16 protein-coding genes are annotated in these 20,313 nt (G+C 68.2%); 9 read left to right on the top strand and 7 right to left on the bottom strand.

All coding sequences use genetic code 11. The features are described 5' to 3' along the window. Positions 1-58 precede the first annotated feature (58 nt). The 5 genes from AC3IR9_RS20735 to AC3IR9_RS20715 form a co-directional block, all read right to left on the bottom strand. Positions 59-2,116 carry an FUSC family protein gene (locus AC3IR9_RS20735; RefSeq protein WP_489293148.1) on the bottom strand — a complete coding sequence of 686 codons (2,058 nt, stop codon included), beginning with the start codon at positions 2,114-2,116 and terminating at the stop codon, positions 59-61. Positions 2,117-2,121: 5 nt separating this feature from the next. Further along, positions 2,122-3,537, bottom strand: coding sequence for an efflux transporter outer membrane subunit (locus AC3IR9_RS20730; protein WP_489295932.1), 1,416 nt, complete (start codon positions 3,535-3,537; stop codon positions 2,122-2,124). A gap of 41 nt (positions 3,538-3,578) precedes the next feature. After that, a complete protein-coding gene (locus tag AC3IR9_RS20725; RefSeq protein WP_489293147.1) occupies positions 3,579-4,487 on the bottom strand; it encodes an efflux RND transporter periplasmic adaptor subunit in 909 nt (302 codons plus the stop codon). Then, entirely contained in the window at positions 4,484-4,693 is a 210-nt protein-coding gene (locus AC3IR9_RS20720) for a DUF1656 domain-containing protein (RefSeq protein ID WP_017354740.1), read from the bottom strand. Before AC3IR9_RS20720 ends, AC3IR9_RS20725 begins: the two co-directional genes overlap by 4 nt. A 95-nt stretch (positions 4,694-4,788) precedes the next feature. Continuing rightward, positions 4,789-5,244, bottom strand: a complete 456-nt coding sequence (locus AC3IR9_RS20715) for a MarR family winged helix-turn-helix transcriptional regulator (protein ID WP_489293145.1) — start codon at positions 5,242-5,244, stop codon at positions 4,789-4,791. Positions 5,245-5,404: 160 nt separating this feature from the next. Here AC3IR9_RS20715 and folE point away from each other — a divergent pair, with 160 nt between their 5' ends. From folE to AC3IR9_RS20695, 4 genes are all read left to right on the top strand, one after another. Continuing rightward, complete coding sequence (folE, locus tag AC3IR9_RS20710; protein ID WP_489293143.1) at positions 5,405-6,007, top strand: GTP cyclohydrolase I FolE; 603 nt, start codon at positions 5,405-5,407, stop codon at positions 6,005-6,007. A gap of 94 nt (positions 6,008-6,101) precedes the next feature. Next, positions 6,102-7,571 carry a DUF3375 domain-containing protein gene (locus AC3IR9_RS20705; protein ID WP_489293142.1) on the top strand — a complete coding sequence of 490 codons (1,470 nt, stop codon included), beginning with the start codon at positions 6,102-6,104 and terminating at the stop codon, positions 7,569-7,571. Continuing rightward, positions 7,558-8,259, top strand: a complete 702-nt coding sequence (locus AC3IR9_RS20700) for a DUF4194 domain-containing protein (RefSeq protein WP_489293140.1) — start codon at positions 7,558-7,560, stop codon at positions 8,257-8,259. The genes AC3IR9_RS20705 and AC3IR9_RS20700 overlap by 14 nt, the downstream gene beginning before the upstream one ends. A 19-nt stretch (positions 8,260-8,278) precedes the next feature. After that, entirely contained in the window at positions 8,279-11,650 is a 3,372-nt protein-coding gene (locus tag AC3IR9_RS20695; RefSeq protein WP_489293138.1) for an ATP-binding protein, read from the top strand. An 88-nt stretch (positions 11,651-11,738) separates the two neighbouring features. Here AC3IR9_RS20695 and AC3IR9_RS20690 read toward each other — a convergent pair whose 3' ends face one another. Further along, entirely contained in the window at positions 11,739-12,515 is a 777-nt protein-coding gene (locus tag AC3IR9_RS20690) for a sulfite exporter TauE/SafE family protein (RefSeq protein ID WP_489295930.1), read from the bottom strand. A 106-nt stretch (positions 12,516-12,621) separates the two neighbouring features. Between AC3IR9_RS20690 and AC3IR9_RS20685 the strand changes: the two genes are divergently transcribed. From AC3IR9_RS20685 to AC3IR9_RS20665, 5 genes are all read left to right on the top strand, one after another. Then, positions 12,622-13,017, top strand: a complete 396-nt coding sequence (locus tag AC3IR9_RS20685) for a YchJ family metal-binding protein (protein WP_489293137.1) — start codon at positions 12,622-12,624, stop codon at positions 13,015-13,017. Positions 13,018-13,134: 117 nt separating this feature from the next. Next, on the top strand, positions 13,135-14,436 hold the full coding sequence (gene egtB, locus AC3IR9_RS20680) for an ergothioneine biosynthesis protein EgtB (protein WP_489293135.1): 1,302 nt from the start codon (positions 13,135-13,137) through the stop codon (positions 14,434-14,436). Further along, on the top strand, positions 14,433-15,407 hold the full coding sequence (gene egtD, locus AC3IR9_RS20675) for an L-histidine N(alpha)-methyltransferase (protein WP_489293133.1): 975 nt from the start codon (positions 14,433-14,435) through the stop codon (positions 15,405-15,407). The genes egtB and egtD overlap by 4 nt, the downstream gene beginning before the upstream one ends. Positions 15,408-15,462: 55 nt before the next feature. After that, positions 15,463-17,640: a lytic murein transglycosylase gene (locus AC3IR9_RS20670; protein ID WP_489293131.1), complete on the top strand. Its 2,178-nt coding sequence runs from the start codon at positions 15,463-15,465 to the stop codon at positions 17,638-17,640. Positions 17,641-17,727: 87 nt separating this feature from the next. Continuing rightward, on the top strand, positions 17,728-18,510 hold the full coding sequence (locus AC3IR9_RS20665; protein WP_489293130.1) for a GYF domain-containing protein: 783 nt from the start codon (positions 17,728-17,730) through the stop codon (positions 18,508-18,510). 6 nt (positions 18,511-18,516) lie between these two features. Here the strand turns inward: AC3IR9_RS20665 and AC3IR9_RS20660 are convergent, their stop codons facing one another. Next, on the bottom strand, positions 18,517-19,707 hold the full coding sequence (locus AC3IR9_RS20660; RefSeq protein ID WP_489293129.1) for a benzoate/H(+) symporter BenE family transporter: 1,191 nt from the start codon (positions 19,705-19,707) through the stop codon (positions 18,517-18,519). Positions 19,708-20,313 lie beyond the last annotated feature (606 nt).

Below are 20,313 nucleotides of genomic sequence, written 5' to 3'. Positions count from 1 at the left end.
GGCCTTGTAAGCATGCAGAATTGCGGCCTGCAGGATACCGCCGATCGGCCATGGCCGATCAGCGCGGGTGCAGCCGGGCAGCGGCATCCGGCGCGGGTACAGGGTCCGAACGCACCTCGGTGGCGTCGGGGAACAGCGCAAAGCGCAGCCCCATCACGCCCATCAGTGCGTCATCGCGTGCCTTGCCGGCCGCCACGGTCTGCACGCGCCGGAGCGATGCCTCCAGCTTGCCCTGCAGGGCCGCCGGGGCGGGCAGCGGACGGCGTTGCGCGGCCTGGGCGCGATAGTGCGCGGCAACATCATCCAGGATCGATTCGATTGCCTGCATGCTTGCCGGCGGCAGGTCATGGCGGGCGCGGCGCAACTGCAGGATGTTCAAGCCGATGCGGGCTTCGGTCAGCATGTCCACCGAGGCGATGTCGCTGCCTTCGGGCGTGGCCGCCAGGCGCGGGGCGAGCAGGCCGAGCAGGTCCAGCATGCGCGCGGCAAACTGCTGGCGGTCCTGCTGGCCGCGCCCTTCGGCCGCTTCGGCCAAGGTGTTCCAGCCCTGCCGCACCAACCGGCGTGCGGTCCATTCGGCACCCACCGAACGGAACAGGCGGGTCATCACCACGGCAAAGCCAATCCCGATGAACATCGCCACCGAGGAGTTGATGAAGCTCTGGATATTGGCGTTGTAGGTGTTCTGCACGTTCAGCAGCGCCACCAGGTTGACCGTCAATGGCAGCCCGATCAGCGCCGTCTTGGGCCGGTGCAGCAGCAGGCCCAATGGCAGGAAAATCACCGCCAGCACCAGCGCCAGGCTGCCGAAGTCGTGCACGGCCGGGAAGATCCCGAACAGGTACACGCCCGCGACAAGGCTGGCCACGATCGCCCACAGCAGGAAGGACAACATGCTCGGCGCCGGGTCGTCCTGTGCGGCGAAGAACGCCGCGGCCACCGCGGCCATCATCGCGCCGTTGCCGCCGCCTTCCCAACCCAGCCCGATCCACAGCGCGCAGTAGGTCATCAGCGCCACCCCTGCACTGGCTGCGGAGAACAGCGCCATGCCGTAGTCCACGTGGCGCGCGCCGCCGGTACGCGTGGCCCGTACCCGGTAGTGCGCGGTATCGCGCGGTGCACTGCCGTTCTCGATCGCGTCTTGCAGCGTGCCGCAGTCCTGCCACAGGTCCACCAGTTCCTCCAGCCGCAGCAGCAGGGTGACCAGCAGCAGGTGATCCAGCTCGCCGTCCACGGTGGGCTTCAGGGCCAGGATGCGGTCGCGCAGCGCGGCATGGTCACCGGCACTGGAACGGCCAGGATGCTCCAGCCATGCGGCGATGTCGGCCACCAGCGGCTCCAGCCCCGGTGGCAGCGCGCGGCCACCGGCACGCAGCGCGCCCAGCCGGTCGGCAATGGAGGACAACACCGGCAGCATCAGCAGCATGCGTTCGCGCAGCCGCTCCATCGCTACCGCCGCACCGGCATGGCGCGGGTCATCGCGGCGCAGGAATTCGATCAGCGCCTCGAACTGCACCAGGTCGGCGGCCAACCGGTTGCGCGGGCCATGCGTCTGGCCGCGCAGCAGGATCTGCCGGCACCATTGCGCCGCATCGCCCATCCAGTTGTTGATCCGGCCGCGCAGCATCGGCCGCACCGAGGTGGGGAAGAACAGGGACGCGAACAACACCGCCACCACCGTGCCCAGGATGATCTCCTCGCTGCGCGCCACCACCGTGTCGAAAATGGTGTCCGGTGAGATCACCGCCGGGAAACCGATGAACGCAGTGGTGTAGCCGGCCAGCAGGAACGCATAGCCGCGCGGGCCGCGGTTGAGCAGGGCGATGAACAGGCAGGCCGACAACCACAGCGACATCGCCGCGCTCAGCAGCAGCGGTGTCTCCACCAGGTGCGGCAGCATCCACAGCGTGGCCGCACCGGCGGCCAGCGTGCCGACGATGCGATACACCCCTTTGGCACGGGTGGGGCCGAGCATCGGCTGGGTCACGATGTATACCGTCGCCATCGCCCAGTACGGGCGCGACAGGTTGCCGGCCAGGCCAATGTACAACGCGGCCAGCGCGGCCAGGAAGGTCTTTACCGAAAACAGCCACGCGTGGCGGTCCAACAGCAGCATGGCGGTTACCTCGTCGCCTTGCCGGGGGCCAGCGCATCGGCATTCCAGCCGCCGCCCAGCGCCAGGAACAGCTGGATCTGGTCACGCGATACCTGCGCCTGCGCATCGGCCAGGGTGGCATCGGCCGAGGCCAGGCTGCGGTCCGCATCCAGGCTGGACAGATACGGCGTGCGCCCGCCCTGGTACAGCCGGCGGTTCTGGCTGGCGGCCAGCGCGGCCTGCTCCTGCGCGGTCTGCAGCGATTGCAGCCGCTGCAGGTCATGCGCATAACGGCTCAGCGCGGTCTGGGTTTCGCGCAGGGCCTGCAGCACGCTGTGGTCGAACTCGGCCAGTGCCGCATCGGCACCGGCCTCGGTGGCGTGGATGCGCGCATGCGTACCCGAGGACGGCAGCGTCCAGGAAATCAGCGGGCCGAACGACCACTGCTGGGTGAGTGGTTCGCCGAAATCGGCCAGCAGGCCGGCCGCACCAACCGAGGCACCCAGGCGGATGTCCGGGTACAGCTCGGCAGTGGCCACGCCGATCCGCGCGGTGGCCGCCGCCAGGCGGCGTTCGGCCTGGCGGACATCGGGCCGGCGTTGCAGCAGTGCGCGGCCATCGCCCACCGGCAGCGGCTGGGCCAAGGTCGGGGCCTGGCTGCAGTCGGCGACGCCCGCGGGCAGCTGCCCGGGCGTGCGGCCGAGCAGCGCGGCCAACTGGTACTCGGAGGCCTGGCGGTGTGCCCGCAGCGGCGGCAGCGCCGCGTCCAGCATCGCCACCTGCGCGTTGGCGCGGGCCAGCTCCGGCGGGGTGCCACGGCCGGCGTTGATCAGCCGCTGGGTGACCTCGCGGCTGCGTTGCTGCAGCTGCAGCGAATGCTCGGCCACGTGCAGCTCGTGGTTGGCGTGGCAGATCTCGACATAGCTGCCGGCCACCTGCGCCACCATCGAAATCCGGGCCAGGTCCATCGCCGCGGCCACGGCCTGCTCATCGGCATGCGCGGCTTCGGAGGCGCGCTTGAGCTTGCCGAACAGGTCGAACTGGTAGGACACCGCGAACTTGCCGTCGGCCAGGTTGATCGGCGGCAGCGCGTGGTCCAGCAGGAACGACTCGGCCGACAACTGCGCACGGCTCACTCCGGCCTCGGCCTCGTACTCGACCCCCCCTGCATCCAGCGCCTGCTCGTATACCGCCGCGGCGCGGCGCAGGTTGGCATCGGCCACCTTGAGTTCGACGTTGTCGCGCAGCGCCTGTTCCACCAGGCCGTTGAGGGTGTCGTCCTGGTACAGCTCCCACCAGCGCGGGGGCAGCTCGGCGCCCGCCGCCACCTGCGGGTTGCCGGTGGCGATGAAGGCCGCATTGGCCTCCGGCCGCTGGAACGCCGAACCTGCGGGCACGGCGTAGTCCGGGCCCACGGTCTTGCATGCCGCGAGCGTGGTCATCAGCGCCAGCCCCAGCGCGATGCGATGCAGGGCAGGGCGGCTCACAACGCCGCCTGTGCCGGTCGCGCCGGCGCCGGCTGGGGCGCATCGGGCTGGACGGTGACGGTGGCGGTGCGTCCGGCAATGAGGTTCACGCCGGCCGGGATGCGATCGATATGGATGCGCACCGGAATGCGCTGGGCCAGCCGCACCCAGTCGAAGGCCGGGGTCACGTTGGGCAGCAGGCTGCTGCCCTCGCTGCGGTAACGATCCTCGATGCCCGCGGCGATGCTCTGCACGTGGCCCTGCAGCGGCTGCGCCTCGCCCATCAGGCGGATATCGACCTTCTGCCCGGCATGCACGCCACGCAGGCGGGTTTCCTCGAAATAGCCATCGACCCGGAACGAACCGGTGTCCAGCACCGCCATCACCGCGCGGCCAGCGGTGACGTAGTCACCGGCCCGCACGGTGCGGTCGTTGACATGGCCGTCGCTGGGGCTGCGCACCTCGGTGCGGGCCAGGTTGAGCCTGGCCAGGTCCACCGCCGCCTGGGCGGTGGCCATCGACGCCTGCGCGGCGGCCAGCTTGGCCCGGCGCACTTCGGCGTCCTCGGCGGCCACCAGGTCCTGCAGGCTGCGGTCGCGGGCGATCTCGCGGCGCAGCTGGTCCAGCGTGGCACGCCGCTCGCCGAGCGCGGCCTGGGCCTGCTCCAGCGCGATCTGGTAACGCGCCCGGTCGACCACGAACAGCACCTCGCCCCGCTTCACCGGCTGGTTGTCGGTCACCTTCACCGCTTCCACCAGCCCGGACACGTCCGGCGCCACCTGCACCACGTCGGCGCTGATGTGCGCATCGCGCGTCCACGGCTCATCCATGTAGTACGCCCACAGGTGGCGCAGCACCAGCAGGGCGGCAAGGACTGCCACAACGGTCAGCACGACCGGGAAAGCACGCTTGAGGGTCTTGTTCACGATTGCATCCAACGCATCAGGGAAAACAACCCGCCGAGCACGATCACGTACACGGCCAGGTTGAACAGGGCGGGGTGCCAGATGTGGCGGTAGGCGCCGGTGCGCTGCAGGACCAGGCGCAACCCGCTCTTGAGCAGGTACGCCAGCAGCATCAGCCCGAGCAGGGTCGGGACGAACACACCATAGAGACTGAATTCACCGTACATCGAGGCAGGACTTCGCAGGGAAAAGGTGGGCGACGACCGTTGGCCGTCGCACGGCAGGGAAAGGCAGGCGACGACTGTGGGTCGTCGCGCGTCGCTCAGGTCACGCGGTCGGCAGCCTGGGCCAGCAGCTGCCACAGCTTCAGCACGGTGCGCAGCTCATCCATCGACAGCTCGCCGAACACGCTCTCGCGCAACCCGATCAACTGGGTTTCCAGGTCGCTGACCAGCGCCTGGCCCTTGTCGGTGAGCCACAGCAGGTTGGCGCGGCGGTCGCTGGCATCGCACTCGCGGCGCACCAGGTCGCTGGCCGACAGCTTGTCCAGCAGGCGCACCAGCGACGGACCTTCCATGCCCAGCTGCTGGGCCAGCGTGACCTGGCGGATACCGCCCCCGGCGCGCCCGATCAACAGCAGCGGCATGGTGCACGCCGCGGAAATGCCATAGCTGCCCAAGGCCTGATCGGCCAGGCGCTGCCACTGCCGCCCTGAATGGAGCAGGCCGGAGCTGAGCTGCATCTGCAGCTGGGTGCGTGGGTCGAGGGAGCGTTTCATGGCAGATAGATAGGATACTACTAATTTCGATACTATCAATACCCCAAGCCCAACCGCGGCCCAATGCCGGGCGGTCGGCAGGGGCCTCGGCGGCCATCGTGGAGGACGCCCGAGGGGTGTCTCGGGTACGATGCTTTCCCCCCTTCGGGTGCTGTATGTAATGAGCAAGCAAGACAACGACGCCACCCCGGTCACCCAGGATGAAGCCGAATCGGCCGTGCGCACCCTGCTGCGCTGGGCCGGTGAAGACCCCACCCGCGAAGGCCTGCTGGACACCCCGCGGCGCGTGGCCGAGGCTTACGGTGACTGGTTCAGCGGCTACCGCGATGACCCGCGCGCCTATATGGAGCGCACCTTCGAGGAAGTCGCTGGCTACGACGAACTGATCGTGCTGCGCGACATCGAGTACGAAAGCCACTGCGAACACCACATGGCGCCGATCATCGGCCGGGTGCACGTGGGCTACCTGCCGGCCGGCAAGGTAGTGGGCATCAGCAAGCTGGCGCGCGTGGTGGAAGCCTATGCACGCCGCTTCCAGGTGCAGGAAAAGATGACCGCGCAGATCGCCCAGTGCATCCAGGAGGTCCTGCAGCCGGTGGGCGTGGGCGTGGTGGTGGAAGGTGCGCACGAGTGCATGACCACCCGCGGCATCCACAAGCGCGGGGTCAGCATGGTCACCTCCAAGATGCTCGGCAGCTTCCGCGAGGATGCGCGCACCCGCGCCGAGTTCCTGCGCTTCATCGAAGTGGGCGGCAAGCGCTGAGCCTGCCGCTGTCCCGGTGCCGACCCGTGCGGTCGGCACCGTTTCCGCAGCGCGGCCCCCGGCCGCGCAGTGCTTTACCGGATTTCCTGGCTGCATGAAGCACCGCGAACGCATTACCCGTTACCGCCACCTGCGCGAGCAGCCGCAGTGGAAGCTGCTTGCCGCCGCCAATGCGCCGGAGATCATCGGCCTGCTGCAGAGCCTGTTGATGGATGGCGAGCGCACCTTGTCCGCGGCCGTCCTGAATGACCGCCTGCAACGCGCGCTGGACCAGCTCAACGGCGAAGAACTGTCGCGTGACCTGCCGCGCACCGCCCAGGCCTACATCGCCCATTGGCTGGCGCAGGGCTGGCTGGAGCGACGCCTGCCCGAAGGCGCGGACCAGGAGCAGTACGAACTGTCCACCCAGGCCCTGCAGGCGATCCGCTTCGCCGACAGCCTGGAGCAAAGCCGCGTGGCCGCCACCGAAAGCCGGCTGGCGTTGGTCATCGAACAGCTCTCGCAGTTGGCTGCGCAGACCGAATCCAATCCGGATGCGCGCCTGTCGGCGCTGCGCGACGAGCGCGACCGCATCGATGCGGAAATCGAGAAGGTCGGGCAGGGCCGCATCGTGTCGCTGGACAGCAAGCGCGCGCTGGAGCGTGCCCGCCAGATCATCGGCCTGGCCGACGAACTGACCGAAGATTTCCGTCGCGTCCGCGATGATTTCGAGAAGCTCAACCGCGACTTCCGCGAACGCATCATCGACGACGAAGGCGAGCGCGGCGACGTGTTGTCCAAGCTGTTCGAAGGCGTCGACGTGATCGGTGAAAGCGACGCCGGGCGTAGCTTCCAGGCGTTCTGGCGGCTGCTCAACGACGCCGAACAGAGCGCCCAGCTCGACGCCGCATTGGAAACCGTGCTCGCGCGCGGCTTCGCGCGCAGCCTGGCCCGCGACGAACGCACCTTCCTGCGCGGATTCACCAGTGCCATGCTCGACCGCGGCGGCCAGGTGCACGATGTGCTGCAGCATTTCGCGCGCAGCCTGCGTGGTTTCGTGCAGAGCCGCAGCTACCTCGAGCAGCGCCGCCTCAACCAGCTGCTCAAGCAGGCCCAGTCCGAAGCCTTGGCGCTGCGCGATGACTTCCCCGCCCAGCGCTCCATCGGTCGCGACCTGCAGCTCACCACCAGCCGCCCGCGCTCGTGGTCGCAGTGGAAACTGCACGACCCGCGCAGCGCGCAGGTGGATGGCAGCGTGCAGCGCAACGACATCGCCAGCATCAGCCTGGAAAGTGTCGGCGACCTGGTGGCGTCGTCGGAAATCGACTTCCGCACCCTGCGCCGCGACCTGCACGAGCTGTTGGCCGTGCAACCCACGCTCAGCATCGCCCAGGCCCTGACCCAGCGCGATCCCGCGCAGGGGCTGGGCAGCGTCATCGGCTATCTGTCGTTGGGCACCCGCTTTGGCAACGTGGTGGCCGGCGAACAGGAAATCGCCCATTGGCGCGGTGGCGACGGGCAGTGGCGCCGTGCCCGCATTCCGCTGGTTTGGTTCACCCAGGAGAAACGCCATGAACTGGCATGATGACCCCATTGACGCCGCCCGGACCGACGTCGAGGCCGCCGATTACGATGCCGAGCCGGTCGTGGTCACGCCGCTGCCGCGGCGTAGCAACGACGTGTTCTACCTCGGCGATACCGGTCGCCTGCCACTGGATGCGCGTCGCGCGCTGTGCCAGCTGCTGATCGGACCGAGCATCGACCAGCTGCGTCACGCCAAACTGTGGCCCGCGCTGATCCGCAGCGAGGCGGCGATCCGTTCGGCGCTGGCCGACCTGTTCCTGGAGCTGGTCCTGGACCGTGACAGTGGCGTGGCATTCACCCGCCAGGCCGATACCGAAGATGTCGAGGCGCCGGTACTGCTGCGCAGCTCGCCATTGACCTTCATCGACTCGGTGCTGCTGTTGTACCTGCGACAGCAACTGGCCGAGGCCGATGCGCGCGGCAATCGCGCGGTGGTGGCCGACACCGAGATGGCCGACGCGCTGGCCATCTACGAGAAGAATCTGTCCACCGACCGCGCCGGTTTCAATCGTCGCGTCGCCGCGGCGGTGCAGAAGATGAAAGAGAACCACATCCTGACCCGCCTGGCGGGCCAGGAAGATCGTCACGAAGTATCGCCGGCGTTGAAGCTGTTGTTCTCCGCCGAGGATGTCTCTGCGCTGTCGGCGGTTTACCGCCAGCTGCGCGAAACCCCGGCTGCCCAAGCCTGACCGGAACCACCGACAACGCATGGCCATTTCCAAGCACACTCCCGCCCTGTTCACCGACGATCTACCCGACCCGCGGCTGCGCCAGTTCCGCATGCGCCGCCTGCAGGTACATAACTGGGGCACTTTCAACGGCCTGACCGAGGTGCCGATCGCCGAGCGTGGCTTCCTGTTCGTGGGCCGTTCCGGCTCGGGCAAGTCGACCCTGCTGGACGCCATGTCCGCGCTGTTGGTGCCGCCGGCCATCGTCGACTTCAACGCCGCCGCGCGTGAAGCCGAGCGCAGCGGACGCGACCGCAACCTGGTGTCCTACGTGCGTGGCGCCTGGGCCGACCAGCAGGACCGGGGGACTGGTGAAATCGCCACCCAGTACCTGCGCAAGGGCGCGACCTGGACCGCGTTGGTGCTTGAATACCGCAGTGGCGATGGCCGCGTGGTCAGCCTGGTGCGCCTGTTCTGGATCGCCGGCAACGGCACTGCCGCCGCCGACGTGCGCAAGCATTACCTGATCGCCGAACGCCCATTCGATGTGGTCAAGGATCTGGGCGGTTTCGACCTGGACCTGCGCAAGTTGAAGCAGAAGCTGGCCGACGTCCACCATTTCGACAGTTTCACCGGCTATGCCGAACGCTTCCGCCACCTGCTCGGCATCGACAACGACATGGCGCTGCGCCTGCTGCACAAGACCCAGTCGGCCAAGAACCTGGGCGACCTCAACGTCTTTCTGCGCGACTTCATGCTCGACACGCCGAAAACCTTCGACGCGTCCGAACGCCTGGTCAGCGATTTCGCCGAACTCGATGCGGCCCACCAGGCCGTGGTGACCGCGCGTCGCCAGGTTGAAACGCTGTTGCCTGCGCGTGCGCTTCATGCCGAGCTGAAGGCCATGAACCTGCAGCGCGCCGACGAAGAGACCCTGAAGCTGGGACTCGACAGTTTTCGCGAGTCGCGCCTGCAGCAGTTGCTGGACAAGCGCCTGCAGGAAATCGAGGTGCGCCATCGTGGCCTGCTCGGGGAAGAGACCCAGCGTCGCCAGACGCTGGGAAACCATGAGGAGCACCTGGCCGAGCTGGAGCTGCAGCGGCGGCAACAGGGCGGCGAGCGCATCGAAGAGCTGGAACGCGAGCAAGGCCGCGCCCAGGCCGAGCGCGACCGCCGCCAGGGCAAGCGAGAGCAGGCCGGCCTGGCCGCCGGCACGCTGCAGGACGTAGTGCCCGAGGACGCGCATGGCTTTGCGCAGCTGATCGACCGCGCGCAGGGCGAGCTGGACAATCGCCAGCAGGCTGCCGCCGCGCTGGACGATGCGATCACCGAGCGCCTGGCCGGGAAGCAGGACGATACCCGCCGCTTCGGTGAGGTACGCGCGGAACTGGAGGCGATGGAGCGCACGCCGTCGAGCATTCCCGCCCCGCTGCAGAAGCTGCGCAGCCGCATGGCCGAAGAGACCGGCGTTCCCGAGGCGGCGCTGCCGTTCGTGGGCGAGTTGATCCAGGTCCGCCAGGGCGAGGGCGCCTGGCAGGGCGCGATCGAACGTGTGTTGTTCGGCTTCGCGCAGTCGCTGCTGGTGGAAGACCGCCACTACAACGAGGTCAATGCGTGGGTGAACCGGACCCACCTTGGCATGCGGCTCACCTTCTACCGCGTCCGCCGCAACGACGATGCTTTCGCCCGCGAGCCTTCGGCGCGCTCGTTGCTGCACAAGCTGGAATTCCGCGACAGCGTGTTCGAGCCGTGGCTGCGCCGCGAGCTGGGCAAGCGCTACGACTACGAGTGCGTGGACGCAAAGCAGCTGCGCGACGTCGACCGGGGTATCTCCCGCGAAGGCCAGGTCAAGCATCCCGGCGACCGCTTCGAGAAGGACGACCGCAGCGCGATCAACGATCGCCGCCGCTGGCTGCTGGGCTTCAACAACCGCGACAAGCTGGCGCTCTTCCACAAGGAAGCGCAGGAGCTGGCCAAGCGCATCGCCGAGTGCGATGAGGATATCGCGCGCCTGCGCAGCCAGCGCGATCGCGACAACGACCGTCGCCTGGCCTGCAACCAGCTGGTCAACTTCAGCTGGGAGGAAGTGGATGTCGCCACCGCGACACAGCGCCTGCAGGACATCGAATCGGCGCTGCGGGAACTGCGCGAAGGCAACGCCGACCTGGCCCGCCTGGCGCAGCAGATCGACCTGGCCCGCGCGGACATCGCGCAGGCACGTCGGACCTACGAAGACACCCGCGTCGAGCTTATCCAGATCGCCAGGGAGCGCGACAAGCTGGACGCCCAGCGCCAGCGCAGCCGCGCCCTGGTGCTGCCCGCGCTGGGCGTCACCCAGGCGGCGGGACTGCAGCGACGCCTCGACGCGCTGGGCGGCCTGAGCCTGGAGACGCTCGAAGCGCACATGCGCGAGATCAGCAAGGGCATCAATGAAAGTCTCGCGTCCTCGCAGCAGGACGTGCACCGCGTCGAGACCCAGCTGGTGGCCTGCTTCCGCCGCTTTGCCCAGGCCTGGCCGGAAGAATCGGGCGACTTCACCGTCTCGGTCGCCTCGGCCGACGACTTCCTGGCCCGCCTGCAGCGGCTGGAACGCGATGGCCTGCCGCAGCACGAGGAGCGCTTCTTCGACCTGCTGCAGAACCAGAGCAAGAACAACCTGCTGGCCCTGCAGCGGCATAGTGCCGAAGCCCGCAAATCCATCGGCCAGCGCCTGGACGAGGTCAACGCCAGCCTGGAGCAGGTGCCGTTCAACCGCGACACCTTGTTGACCATCGAGCTCAGCGACCGGCGCTTGCCGGAGGTGCTTGAATTCCACCAGCAGCTGCGGGAAGTGCTGTCACATCACCAGACCGACGCGCGCGACGTCGCCGAGGCGCAGTTCGCCGTGTTGCGCGAGCTGGTGAAGCGTCTTGGCTCGCAGGAAGGCGAAGACAAGCGCTGGCGCGAGAACGTGCTGGATGTACGCCTGCATGTCGAGTTCATCGGCGTCGAACTGGACGCGGCCACCCGCCAGCAGGTCGAAATCTACCGCAGCGGTGCCGGCAAGTCCGGTGGCCAGCGCCAGAAGCTTGCCACCACCTGCCTGGCCGCCGCGCTGCGGTACCAGCTCGGTGGCGCCGACGGCCAACTGCCGAGCTACGCCGCGGTGGTGCTCGACGAAGCCTTCGACAAGGCCGACAACGAGTTCACCGCACTGGCGATGAACATCTTCGACAACTTCGGCTTCCAGATGGTGGTGGCGACGCCGTTGAAGTCGGTGATGACCCTGGAGCCATTCATCGGCGGTGCCTGTTTCGTGGAAATCAGCGGTCGCCACGACTCGGGCGTGCTGTTGATCGAATACGACGAAGAAGGCAAACGCCTCAAGCTGCCCGAGCGCGGCCGCCAGCAGGAGCCCGAACCGGTCGCCTGACGTTCGCCCCGTAGAGCCGACCGTTGGTCGGCTGCTCCAGTCCCATCGTTCGCGCCAACCGCAGCGGGGCAACGCCCCGCTCCACGGGTTACCCACCGAACGTATCCCACCCCATCCGTACGATCAGCACCACCACCAGGCCCACGAACAGCTTGCGGATGAACGGTGTGCCGCCGCGCAGCGCCATGCGCGTGCCCACCACCGAGCCGATGATGTTGGCCACCGCCATCGGCAGCGCGAACAGCCACAGGATATTGCCGGTCGGCACGAAGAAAGAGATCGCCGCCACGTTGGTAGCCAGGTTCACCACCTTCGACGCAGCCGAGGCGCGCAGGAAATCCAGCCCGAAGAAGCGCACGAACAGGAAGATCAGGAAGCTGCCCGTGCCCGGCCCGAAGAAGCCATCGTAGAACCCGATTGCCGCCCCGATCGCCAGCGCCGTGGTCAACTCTTTGCGGCCGATCTCACGCGGTCGGTGCAGCGCACCGAAGTCCTTCTTCCACAGCGTGTAGCCCAGCATCGCCACCAGCAGCACCAGCACCAGGGGCCGCACCGCGTCCTTGGGCAGCAGGCTGACCGCGGTCGCCCCGGCAAACGAGAACACGAAGGCCGTACTCGCCGCGAACAACACCGGTTTCCACGGGAACCGCACGTTGCGCGCATAGCGCCAGGCCGCCGCCCCGGTGCCGAACATTGAACTGAACTTGTTGGTACCAAACAGCATTGCCGGTGTGTGCTGCGGCAGCACCGTGAACAGGCCCGGCAACTGCACCAGCCCACCCCCGCCCACGGCGGCATCGACCAGGCCGGCGATGAAGGCAATCACCACCAACCACCACAGTTCCGGGGGAATCATTTCCAGCACGGTCAGCACTTCGCGATGCAGGGCGCGCCAGCATACCGGGATGGCTGCGCCTTCGCCTCCGCCCACCCCCGCTTCCTGCCTCCCCCCGAAGGCGCGACAATGCCGCATGCGCAATGCCCCTTCCGATCCCTGTCCCTGCGGCCGCCCGCAGGCGTACGCCGCCTGCTGCGGCCTTTACCACGCCGGTCGCGCCGCGCCGGATGCCGAGTCGTTGATGCGCTCGCGCTACAGCGCCTACGTCCGGCACCTGGCCGACTACCTGCTGGCCAGCTGGCACCCCAGCACCCGCCCCGATGCGCTGTCGCTGGATGAAGCGGCCGGCCAGCGCACCCGATGGCTTGGCCTGACCGTGCATGACCACAGCAACGCCGATCCCGACCATGCCCAGGTCAGTTTCACCGCCCGCTACATGGTCGGCGGTGGCAGCGCGGTCAAGATGCGCGAACACAGCCGTTTCATCCGCGAGGACGGCCGCTGGTTCTACCTCGACGCGCTGCCCTGAGCAGTACCGCCGCGGCGTACCAGTGCCGGGCCGGCGCGTATTCAACTTGAGCGATGCAACGCGATGTGAGGCGTGCCATGACATGCCGCTCACTGGGGCTGTTCGATCCTGAGCGCGATGAACACCGCCGTCGCCTCGCCACCGCCCGCCGCCACAGCATCCACCGCCGCACTGGCCGTGCGCTACGCCGGCATCCGTGCGCGCAGCGTGGCGTTGGCCGCGCCGCTCAGTGCAGAAGACGCGATGGTGCAGAGCATGCCCGACGCCAGCCCGAGCAAATGGCACCTGGCCCACACCACCTGGTTCTTTGAACGCTTCGTGCTGGCCAGCCAGCCCGGCCACGTACCGTTCAACGCCGACTGGCACTACCTGTTCAACAGTTACTACCAGAGCATCGGCCCGGCCCACGCGCGCCCGCAGCGCGGCCTGCTCTCGCGGCCCTCGCTGGACGAGGTGCTGCATTACCGCGGCGAGGTCGACCAACAGGTCATCGCGCTGCTGCAGGCCGACCAGCTGCAGACAACGGCGCGGCACCAGCTGCTGCTCGGCCTGCACCACGAGCAGCAGCACCAGGAGCTGCTGCTGACCGACATCAAGCACGCGCTGTGGTGCAACCCGCTGCAGCCGGCGTACCGCGATGACCTGGCCCGGCTCGATGCCAGTGCGGTGCCGCTGCGCTGGCACACCCGTGCCGAGCAGATCGTGGACATCGGCGCGCCGGCGTGGCCCGCCGATCCCCGCTTTGCCTACGACAACGAATCGCCCGTCCACCGCGTGCTGGTGCCCGCCCATGCCCTGGCCAACCGCCCGGTCAGCAACGCCGAGTACCGGGCATTCGTCCAGGCCGGCGGCTACCGTGAGCCGCGCCCCTGGATGAGCGAAGGCTGGGCGCTGTGCCAGGCAGAGCAGTGGCAACACCCGCTGTACTGGGACGATGAACTGGCGCGTGAGTTCACCCTCGCCGGCTGGCGCACCCTCGACCCCCATGCGCCGGTCTGCCACCTCAGCTACTTCGAGGCCGACGCCTTCGCCCGCTGGAGCGGCGCGCGCCTGCCCACCGAGTTCGAATGGGAGGCCGCCGCCGCCGGCCGCCCCGTGGTGGGGCACTTCGCCGATGCCGACCGCCTGCATCCGGCCGGCGTATCCGCGCCAGGGCAGGGGCACGCGCAGGACCTGCTGCAGTTGTTCGGCGATGTCTGGGAATGGACCAGCAGCGCCTACGGTGCCTATCCCGGTTTTCGCCCCTTTGCCGGCAACCTCGGTGAATACAACGGAAAATTCATGAACGGCCAATGGATCCTGCGCGGCGGCAGTTGCGCAACCCCGCCTGACCACCTGCGTACCAGCTACCGCAACTTCTTTGCGCCCTCGGCCCGCTGGCAGTTCTCCGGCGTGCGCCTGGCGCGGGATGCGGCATGAGCACGGTCAGCGATGCGCTCGACGCGCTCACCGACCTGCAGCCCGATCGCGCCCACATTACCGCCGACATCCTGCGCGGCCTGAGCGCGTCGCCGCGCCAGCTGCCGTCCAAGTACTTCTACGACGCCCGTGGCTCGGCCCTGTTCGAACAGATCACCCGCCAGCCCGAGTACTACCCCACCCGCACCGAACTGCAGCTGCTGCACGACAGTGCCGCGGCGATCGCGCGCGCGGTCGGCCCGCGCCTGCACGTGGTCGAACTGGGCAGTGGCAGCGGCCGCAAGACCGAACGACTGCTGCACGCGCTGGCCGATCCTGTCGCCTACACCCCCATCGAGATCTCCCGCGCCGCGCTGCTGGCCAGCATCGCGCGCCTGGCCGATGCGCTGCCGGACATCGAAATGCTGCCGGTCTGCGCCGACTTCACCCGGCCGGTGCGCCTGCCCGAACCTCAGCGCATCCCCGCGCGCCGGCTGCTGTTCTTCCCCGGCTCCACCCTGGGCAACTTCGTCCACGCCGATGCCGTTGCCCTGCTGCAGGCCATGCGCCAGACCATGGGCAGGGACGGTCTGGCCCTGATCGGTATCGACCTGCACAAGGATCCGGCGCTGATCGAGGCCGCCTACAACGATGCGGCCGGCGTCACTGCCGCGTTCACCCTCAACCTGCTGCAGCGCCTCAACCGTGAGATCGGCAGCGATTTCGACCTCGAGGGATTCCAGCACCGCGCCCGCTATAGCGTGGAGCGCCTGCGCATCGAAACCGATCTGCTCAGCACCCGCGCACAGACCGTACAGGTGGCCGGCCATGCGTTCGACTTCGCCGACGGCGAAGCGATGACGGTCGAATACAGCCACAAATACACCGACGCGTCGTTTGCGGCATTGGCTGCCGCTGCCGGGCTGCGCGTGACCGCGCACTGGAACGCTGCCGAGCCGGCCTTCGGCCTGCGCCTGCTGCAGGCGGCTTGATCCACCCGGCTTGCCGCTATGATGCAGGTCTATTTGGCTGCAAGGATTCCCGCCAATGAGGCCCACGTCTGTCTGTCTGCTTGGCGCACTGTGCCTGGCCAGCGCTGCGGCCACCGCCGCCCCGCAGGACGAATTCGACCGCTGCCTGGCCACCCTGCAACCGCAGGCACTCAAGCAGGGCGTCAGCGCCGATGGCTTCACCCGCTTCACCACCGGCCTCACCCCGGACCTGAGCGTGCTGCCGTTGCTGGACGCCCAGCCGGAGTTCACCACCCCGCTGTGGGACTACCTGGCCGCACTGGTGGACACCCAGCGGGTGGATGATGGCCGCGCCCGTTTGGCCCAGCACCGTGACCTGTTGAACCGGGTATCGGCGCAGTACGGCGTCGATCCGGCCACCATCGTCGCGGTCTGGGGCGTGGAGAGCGATTACGGCCGCGTGTTCGGCAAGCGCCCGTTGCTGCAGTCGCTGGCCACGCTGTCCTGCAACGGCCGCCGGCAACCGTTCTTCCGTGGCGAACTGTTGGCCCTGCTCAAGCTGCTCGACGCCGGCGACCTGCAGGCCGATGGCCTCACCGGCTCCTGGGCCGGTGCGTTCGGCCACACCCAGTTCATGCCATCCACTTATGCACGCATTGCCGTTGACGGCGATGGCGATGGCCGCCGCGATCTGGTCGCCAGCATTCCCGATGCGCTGGCCTCCACCGCCAACTACCTGGCCAAGGCCGGCTGGCGCAGCGGCCAGCCGTGGGGCATTGAAGTGACGATCCCGGCCGGCTTCAACACCGCCGTGGCCGGGCGCACCCAGCGCAAGCCGCTTGCCAGCTGGCGCGCGCTGGGCATCGCCCCGGTCGGCGGCGGCGCGCTGGCCCCGGCTGGCCTGCCGGCCGACAGCAATGCCGCGCTGCTGCTGCCCACCGGAGCCACCGGTCCGGCATGGCTGGTGTTCCGCAACTACGATGCCATCTACGCCTACAACGCCGCCGAAAGCTACGCCCTGGCCATCGCCACCCTGGCCGACCGCCTACGTGGCGGCCCTGGCATTGCTGCCGCCTGGCCCACCGACGACCCCGGCATCGGCCGTGGCGAGCGCCGCGAACTGCAGGCCCTGCTGCTCGCTCGCGGCCACGACATCGGCGCTGCCGATGGCATGGTCGGCACCGCCACCCGCCGCGCCATCCAGACCGAACAACAGCGCCTGGGCATGCGCCCGGCAGACGGCCGTGCCGGCCAGCGCATCCTTGTCGCCCTGCGCGCCGCGCCCCCCCTCCCAACGCCTCCGACCACCATGCCCGCAACCACTGTGTTCACCCTGCCACCCAACCACGCCCGCCTGCTGCAGTCGCCCGCCGCGCCACCGGCCGCGCTGCCCAAGGTCCCGGGGTTGAGCCTGGTCAACCTCCAGGGCTTTCCGGCATGGAAAGTGGAGACGCCCTTCGCTTCCGCCGCCATTGCCGTATTCGGTGGCCAGCTGCTCTCCTACGTACCCAAGGGCGGGCAGGACGTGATGTGGCTGTCGCCCACCGCCCAGCCGCTGCCCACCCCGATCCGCGGCGGTACGCCGGTGTGCTGGCCGTACTTCGGTCGCCAGGGGCAGGGCACCGACGTGCCCGCGCACGGGTTCGTGCGCAACGTGCCGTGGACCCTGACCGCCGCGCACCGCGACGCCGATGGCACCGTCGTGCTCAGCCTGGCCCCGCCCGCGCTGGACAACCTTGCGCTGCGCCTGACCATGCAGCTGCGCATCGGGCGCACCCTGGAACAGCGGCTGATCACCGAGAACACCGGCAGCCAGCCGGTCAGCTTCACCCAGGCGTTGCACAACTACTTCAACGTCAGCGATGCCACCCAGGTCAGCGTGCAGGGGCTGGATGGCCTCAGTTACCTGGACAAGTTCGAGAATTACGCCACCGCGCGCACCCAGCAGGGCGACTGGAGCCTGCGTGACCCGCGCGATCCCGGGCGCAGCGATCGCATCTATACCAACGCCGGCGGTCGCTACCTGCTCAAGGACCCGGGCCTGAAGCGCAGCCTGGAGATCACCACCGTCGGCAGCCGCTCGCTGGTGGCCTGGAACCCGGGCCAGACCGGCGCGGCCGGGATGGCCGACGTCGGTGACGGCTGGCGCAACTACGTGTGCCTGGAAGCGGCCAATGCCGGCCCGGACGTGGTCACCCTGGCGCCCGGCGCCCGCCACGCGCTGGTGCAGACCTTCCGCGTGCTGCCGCTCTGATCCATTGCCCGGGCCCGGCCCGGGCCGTTACCCTGCGCGGCCCGGCTGCCTGCCGGGGTTCATGTTACCCCTCTCAAGGAGCGAGCGATGTCTGATACCCAGTGGTACTACGCCGACCGGCAGCGCCAGCGGCAGGGCCCGTTGCCCACCGCGCGGCTGCGCGACCTGTTGGCGCAGGGGGAGGTCGATGTCGACACCCTGGTCTGGCACCGTGGCCTGTCGCAGTGGCAGCCGTTGCAGGCCGTCGCCGACCAGCTGGCCCCCAGCGACGCACTGCCCGATGCCGATCCGGCGGTTACGCCCGATCCGCTGGCCGCGCCCGGCACGCCCGCCGATCCCTACGCTGCACCGGCTTCCTCGATGGGGGCTGCCGCGCCTGTGGCGCAGGACCCCGCCGTCCCGGACAACCTGCGTGCCTACGCCGCCTTCGTCGGCAAGAACTTCGAGGTCTACCGGCGCAAGTGGGGTCTGGACCAGGGCGCTGACGGCGCCGGCACCTGGAACTGGCCGGCGTTCCTGTTTGGCGCGGTGTGGATGGCCTATCGCCGCATGTATGGGGTAGCCGCCCTGTGGGCCGGCGCGCTCACCATCAGCTCGATCATCGAAACCGTCGTCGGGTTCAGCGATTCGCTGTCGATGGTGATCACCCTCGGCGCCAGCGTTGCCGCCGGCGCGTCCGGCAACCTGCTGTACCTGCGGCATACCCAACGCATGATTGCCAAGGTCAGCCCCACCCACGCCGCCGGCGGCGAAACCGCCCTGCACGCCGACCTGGCCGCACGTGGCGGCACCCGCTGGGCGGCAGTGGCGGTGTTCCTGCTGATCTATGTGGTGGTGATCGGCGCGGTGGCCTTCCTCTTCGAGCCCTGACCGGGCTCAGCCGCGTGCTGACCGTGGCCGCAACGCCAGCAGGCATATCCCGCCTGCGACAAGCCCCCAGAACGCCGAGCCGATCCCGGCCAGCGACACCCCCGAGGCGGTCACCAGGAACGTGACCAGTGCCGCCTCGCGGTCGGTCTCCTCGCGCAGCGCCATCGACAGGCTGTTGGCGATGGTCCCGAACAGCGCGATCCCGGCCACGCAGGCCACCAGCTCCTTGGGGAAGGCGGCAAACACAGCCGCCACCGTCGCCCCGAACAGCCCCACCACAATGTAGAAGCCGCCTGCGGCAACGGCAGCGGTATAGCGCCGCGCCGGATCCTCGTGTGCCTCCCGGCCCATGCAGATCGCCGCCGTGATCGCCGCCAGGTTGAGTCCAAAGGCCCCGAAGGGCGCCAGCAGCGTATTGGCCACGCCGATCCAGCCGATCACCGGCGACACCGGAGTGTCGTAGCCCGAGGCCCGGATCACCGCCACCCCGGGGATGTTCTGCGAGGCCATGGTCACCACGAACAGGGGCAGGGCGATACCGATCACCGCAGACCAGGACAGCGTCGGCCAGGTGAACACCGGCGTGGCCAACTGCAGGCGAACCTCCTGCATGTGCAGCAGCCCCTGTGCGGCGGCCACCAGGACGCCCACCAGCAGCGTGGCGATCACCGCATAGCGTGGGAACAGGCGGCGGCCGACCAGCCAGGTGACGAACATCGCCAGCGCCATGCCCAGCTGCGACTGCATCGACACGAACACGTCCAGCCCGAAGCGCAGCAGCACACCGGCCAACATGCCGGCCGCCAACGCCATCGGTACCCGTCGCATCAAACGCGCGAAGATCCCCGAGAAGCCGGCGATCATCCCCAACACTGCGGCCAACACGAACGCACCGATCGCATCGCTGTAACCCACCGCGCCGGCGCCCACTACCAACATGGCCGCACCCGGGGTGGACCACGCCGTTACCACCGGCATCCGATAGCGCAGTGACAAGCCGATACAGGTGATGCCCATGCCCAGGCCCAACGCCCACATCCACGACGCGATCTGCGCCTGTGATGCGCCTACCGCCTGTGCCGCCTGGAACACGATCACCGCAGAACTGGCGAAGCCCACCAACACCGTAATGAAGCCGGCCATCACTGATGGCAGCGACACATCGCGCAACAACGAACGTTTGCCTACCGCAGACATCGCATGCATTCCTGATGACAAGAACTGCATTGTTAGCAAGGCTGCGGCAGCACGCGCAACGCGCGTGCTGCCGTTGGCGATGTGCAGGCAGCACGCAGCGATGACGTTGCGATGAAAAGTTGGAGAAAAGCCTTGACGAATTTCCAGAAGTCTTTAGTATTCGCTCCCTCGCTGCGGCGCGGTCTTCACCCCGGTGAACACCACCCCAAAGCGGCGGCAACATCCCTCGAAAGAAGGTGTTGACGGAAACGAAAAGCCTGACATAATAGGCGGCTCGCAACGACGAAACGATCTACGGATCAGGCCGACGAAGCGGCATCGGCAACAACGGTTCACTACGGTGAAGCGGCCTTGAAAAAAGGTGTTGACGAAGCAGATAAGCCGGCTATAATGGGCGGCTAGCAACGACGGAAACGTCGGGGCACACGGAAGAAGGCGCTGAGGCCGATTCCAAAGTTCTTTGACAGTATGCGCAGGTATCTTGTGAAGGCGCCTGCAGGAAGGATGTATGTCCATCTTGCAGACGTTTGATCAAGCAACATATCAATTGTTTTAAAGCAAGCGAAACGTTGCCAGCGGTCAAGCATCTGCAGCTTTAAATTTTTA

The organism is Stenotrophomonas sp. GL_101, assembly GCF_057835675.1.
This window is presented reverse-complemented; position numbering and strand designations above follow the sequence as displayed.

What these genes read in the sequence shown, in the direction of transcription:
- AC3IR9_RS20735 (WP_489293148.1), bottom strand. Translation starts at nt 2,116, where the DNA reads ATGCTGCTGTTGGACCGCCACGCGTGGCTGTTTTCGGTAAAGACCTTC.
- AC3IR9_RS20730 (WP_489295932.1), bottom strand. Translation starts at nt 3,537, where the DNA reads ATGACCACGCTCGCGGCATGCAAGACCGTGGGCCCGGACTACGCCGTG.
- AC3IR9_RS20720 (WP_017354740.1), bottom strand. Translation starts at nt 4,693, where the DNA reads ATGTACGGTGAATTCAGTCTCTATGGTGTGTTCGTCCCGACCCTGCTC.
- AC3IR9_RS20715 (WP_489293145.1), bottom strand. Translation starts at nt 5,244, where the DNA reads ATGAAACGCTCCCTCGACCCACGCACCCAGCTGCAGATGCAGCTCAGC.
- folE (WP_489293143.1), top strand. Translation starts at nt 5,405, where the DNA reads ATGAGCAAGCAAGACAACGACGCCACCCCGGTCACCCAGGATGAAGCC.
- AC3IR9_RS20705 (WP_489293142.1), top strand. Translation starts at nt 6,102, where the DNA reads ATGAAGCACCGCGAACGCATTACCCGTTACCGCCACCTGCGCGAGCAG.
- AC3IR9_RS20700 (WP_489293140.1), top strand. Translation starts at nt 7,558, where the DNA reads ATGAACTGGCATGATGACCCCATTGACGCCGCCCGGACCGACGTCGAG.
- AC3IR9_RS20695 (WP_489293138.1), top strand. Translation starts at nt 8,279, where the DNA reads ATGGCCATTTCCAAGCACACTCCCGCCCTGTTCACCGACGATCTACCC.
- AC3IR9_RS20685 (WP_489293137.1), top strand. Translation starts at nt 12,622, where the DNA reads ATGCGCAATGCCCCTTCCGATCCCTGTCCCTGCGGCCGCCCGCAGGCG.
- egtB (WP_489293135.1), top strand. Translation starts at nt 13,135, where the DNA reads ATGAACACCGCCGTCGCCTCGCCACCGCCCGCCGCCACAGCATCCACC.
- egtD (WP_489293133.1), top strand. Translation starts at nt 14,433, where the DNA reads ATGAGCACGGTCAGCGATGCGCTCGACGCGCTCACCGACCTGCAGCCC.
- AC3IR9_RS20670 (WP_489293131.1), top strand. Translation starts at nt 15,463, where the DNA reads ATGAGGCCCACGTCTGTCTGTCTGCTTGGCGCACTGTGCCTGGCCAGC.
- AC3IR9_RS20665 (WP_489293130.1), top strand. Translation starts at nt 17,728, where the DNA reads ATGTCTGATACCCAGTGGTACTACGCCGACCGGCAGCGCCAGCGGCAG.
- AC3IR9_RS20660 (WP_489293129.1), bottom strand. Translation starts at nt 19,707, where the DNA reads ATGTCTGCGGTAGGCAAACGTTCGTTGTTGCGCGATGTGTCGCTGCCA.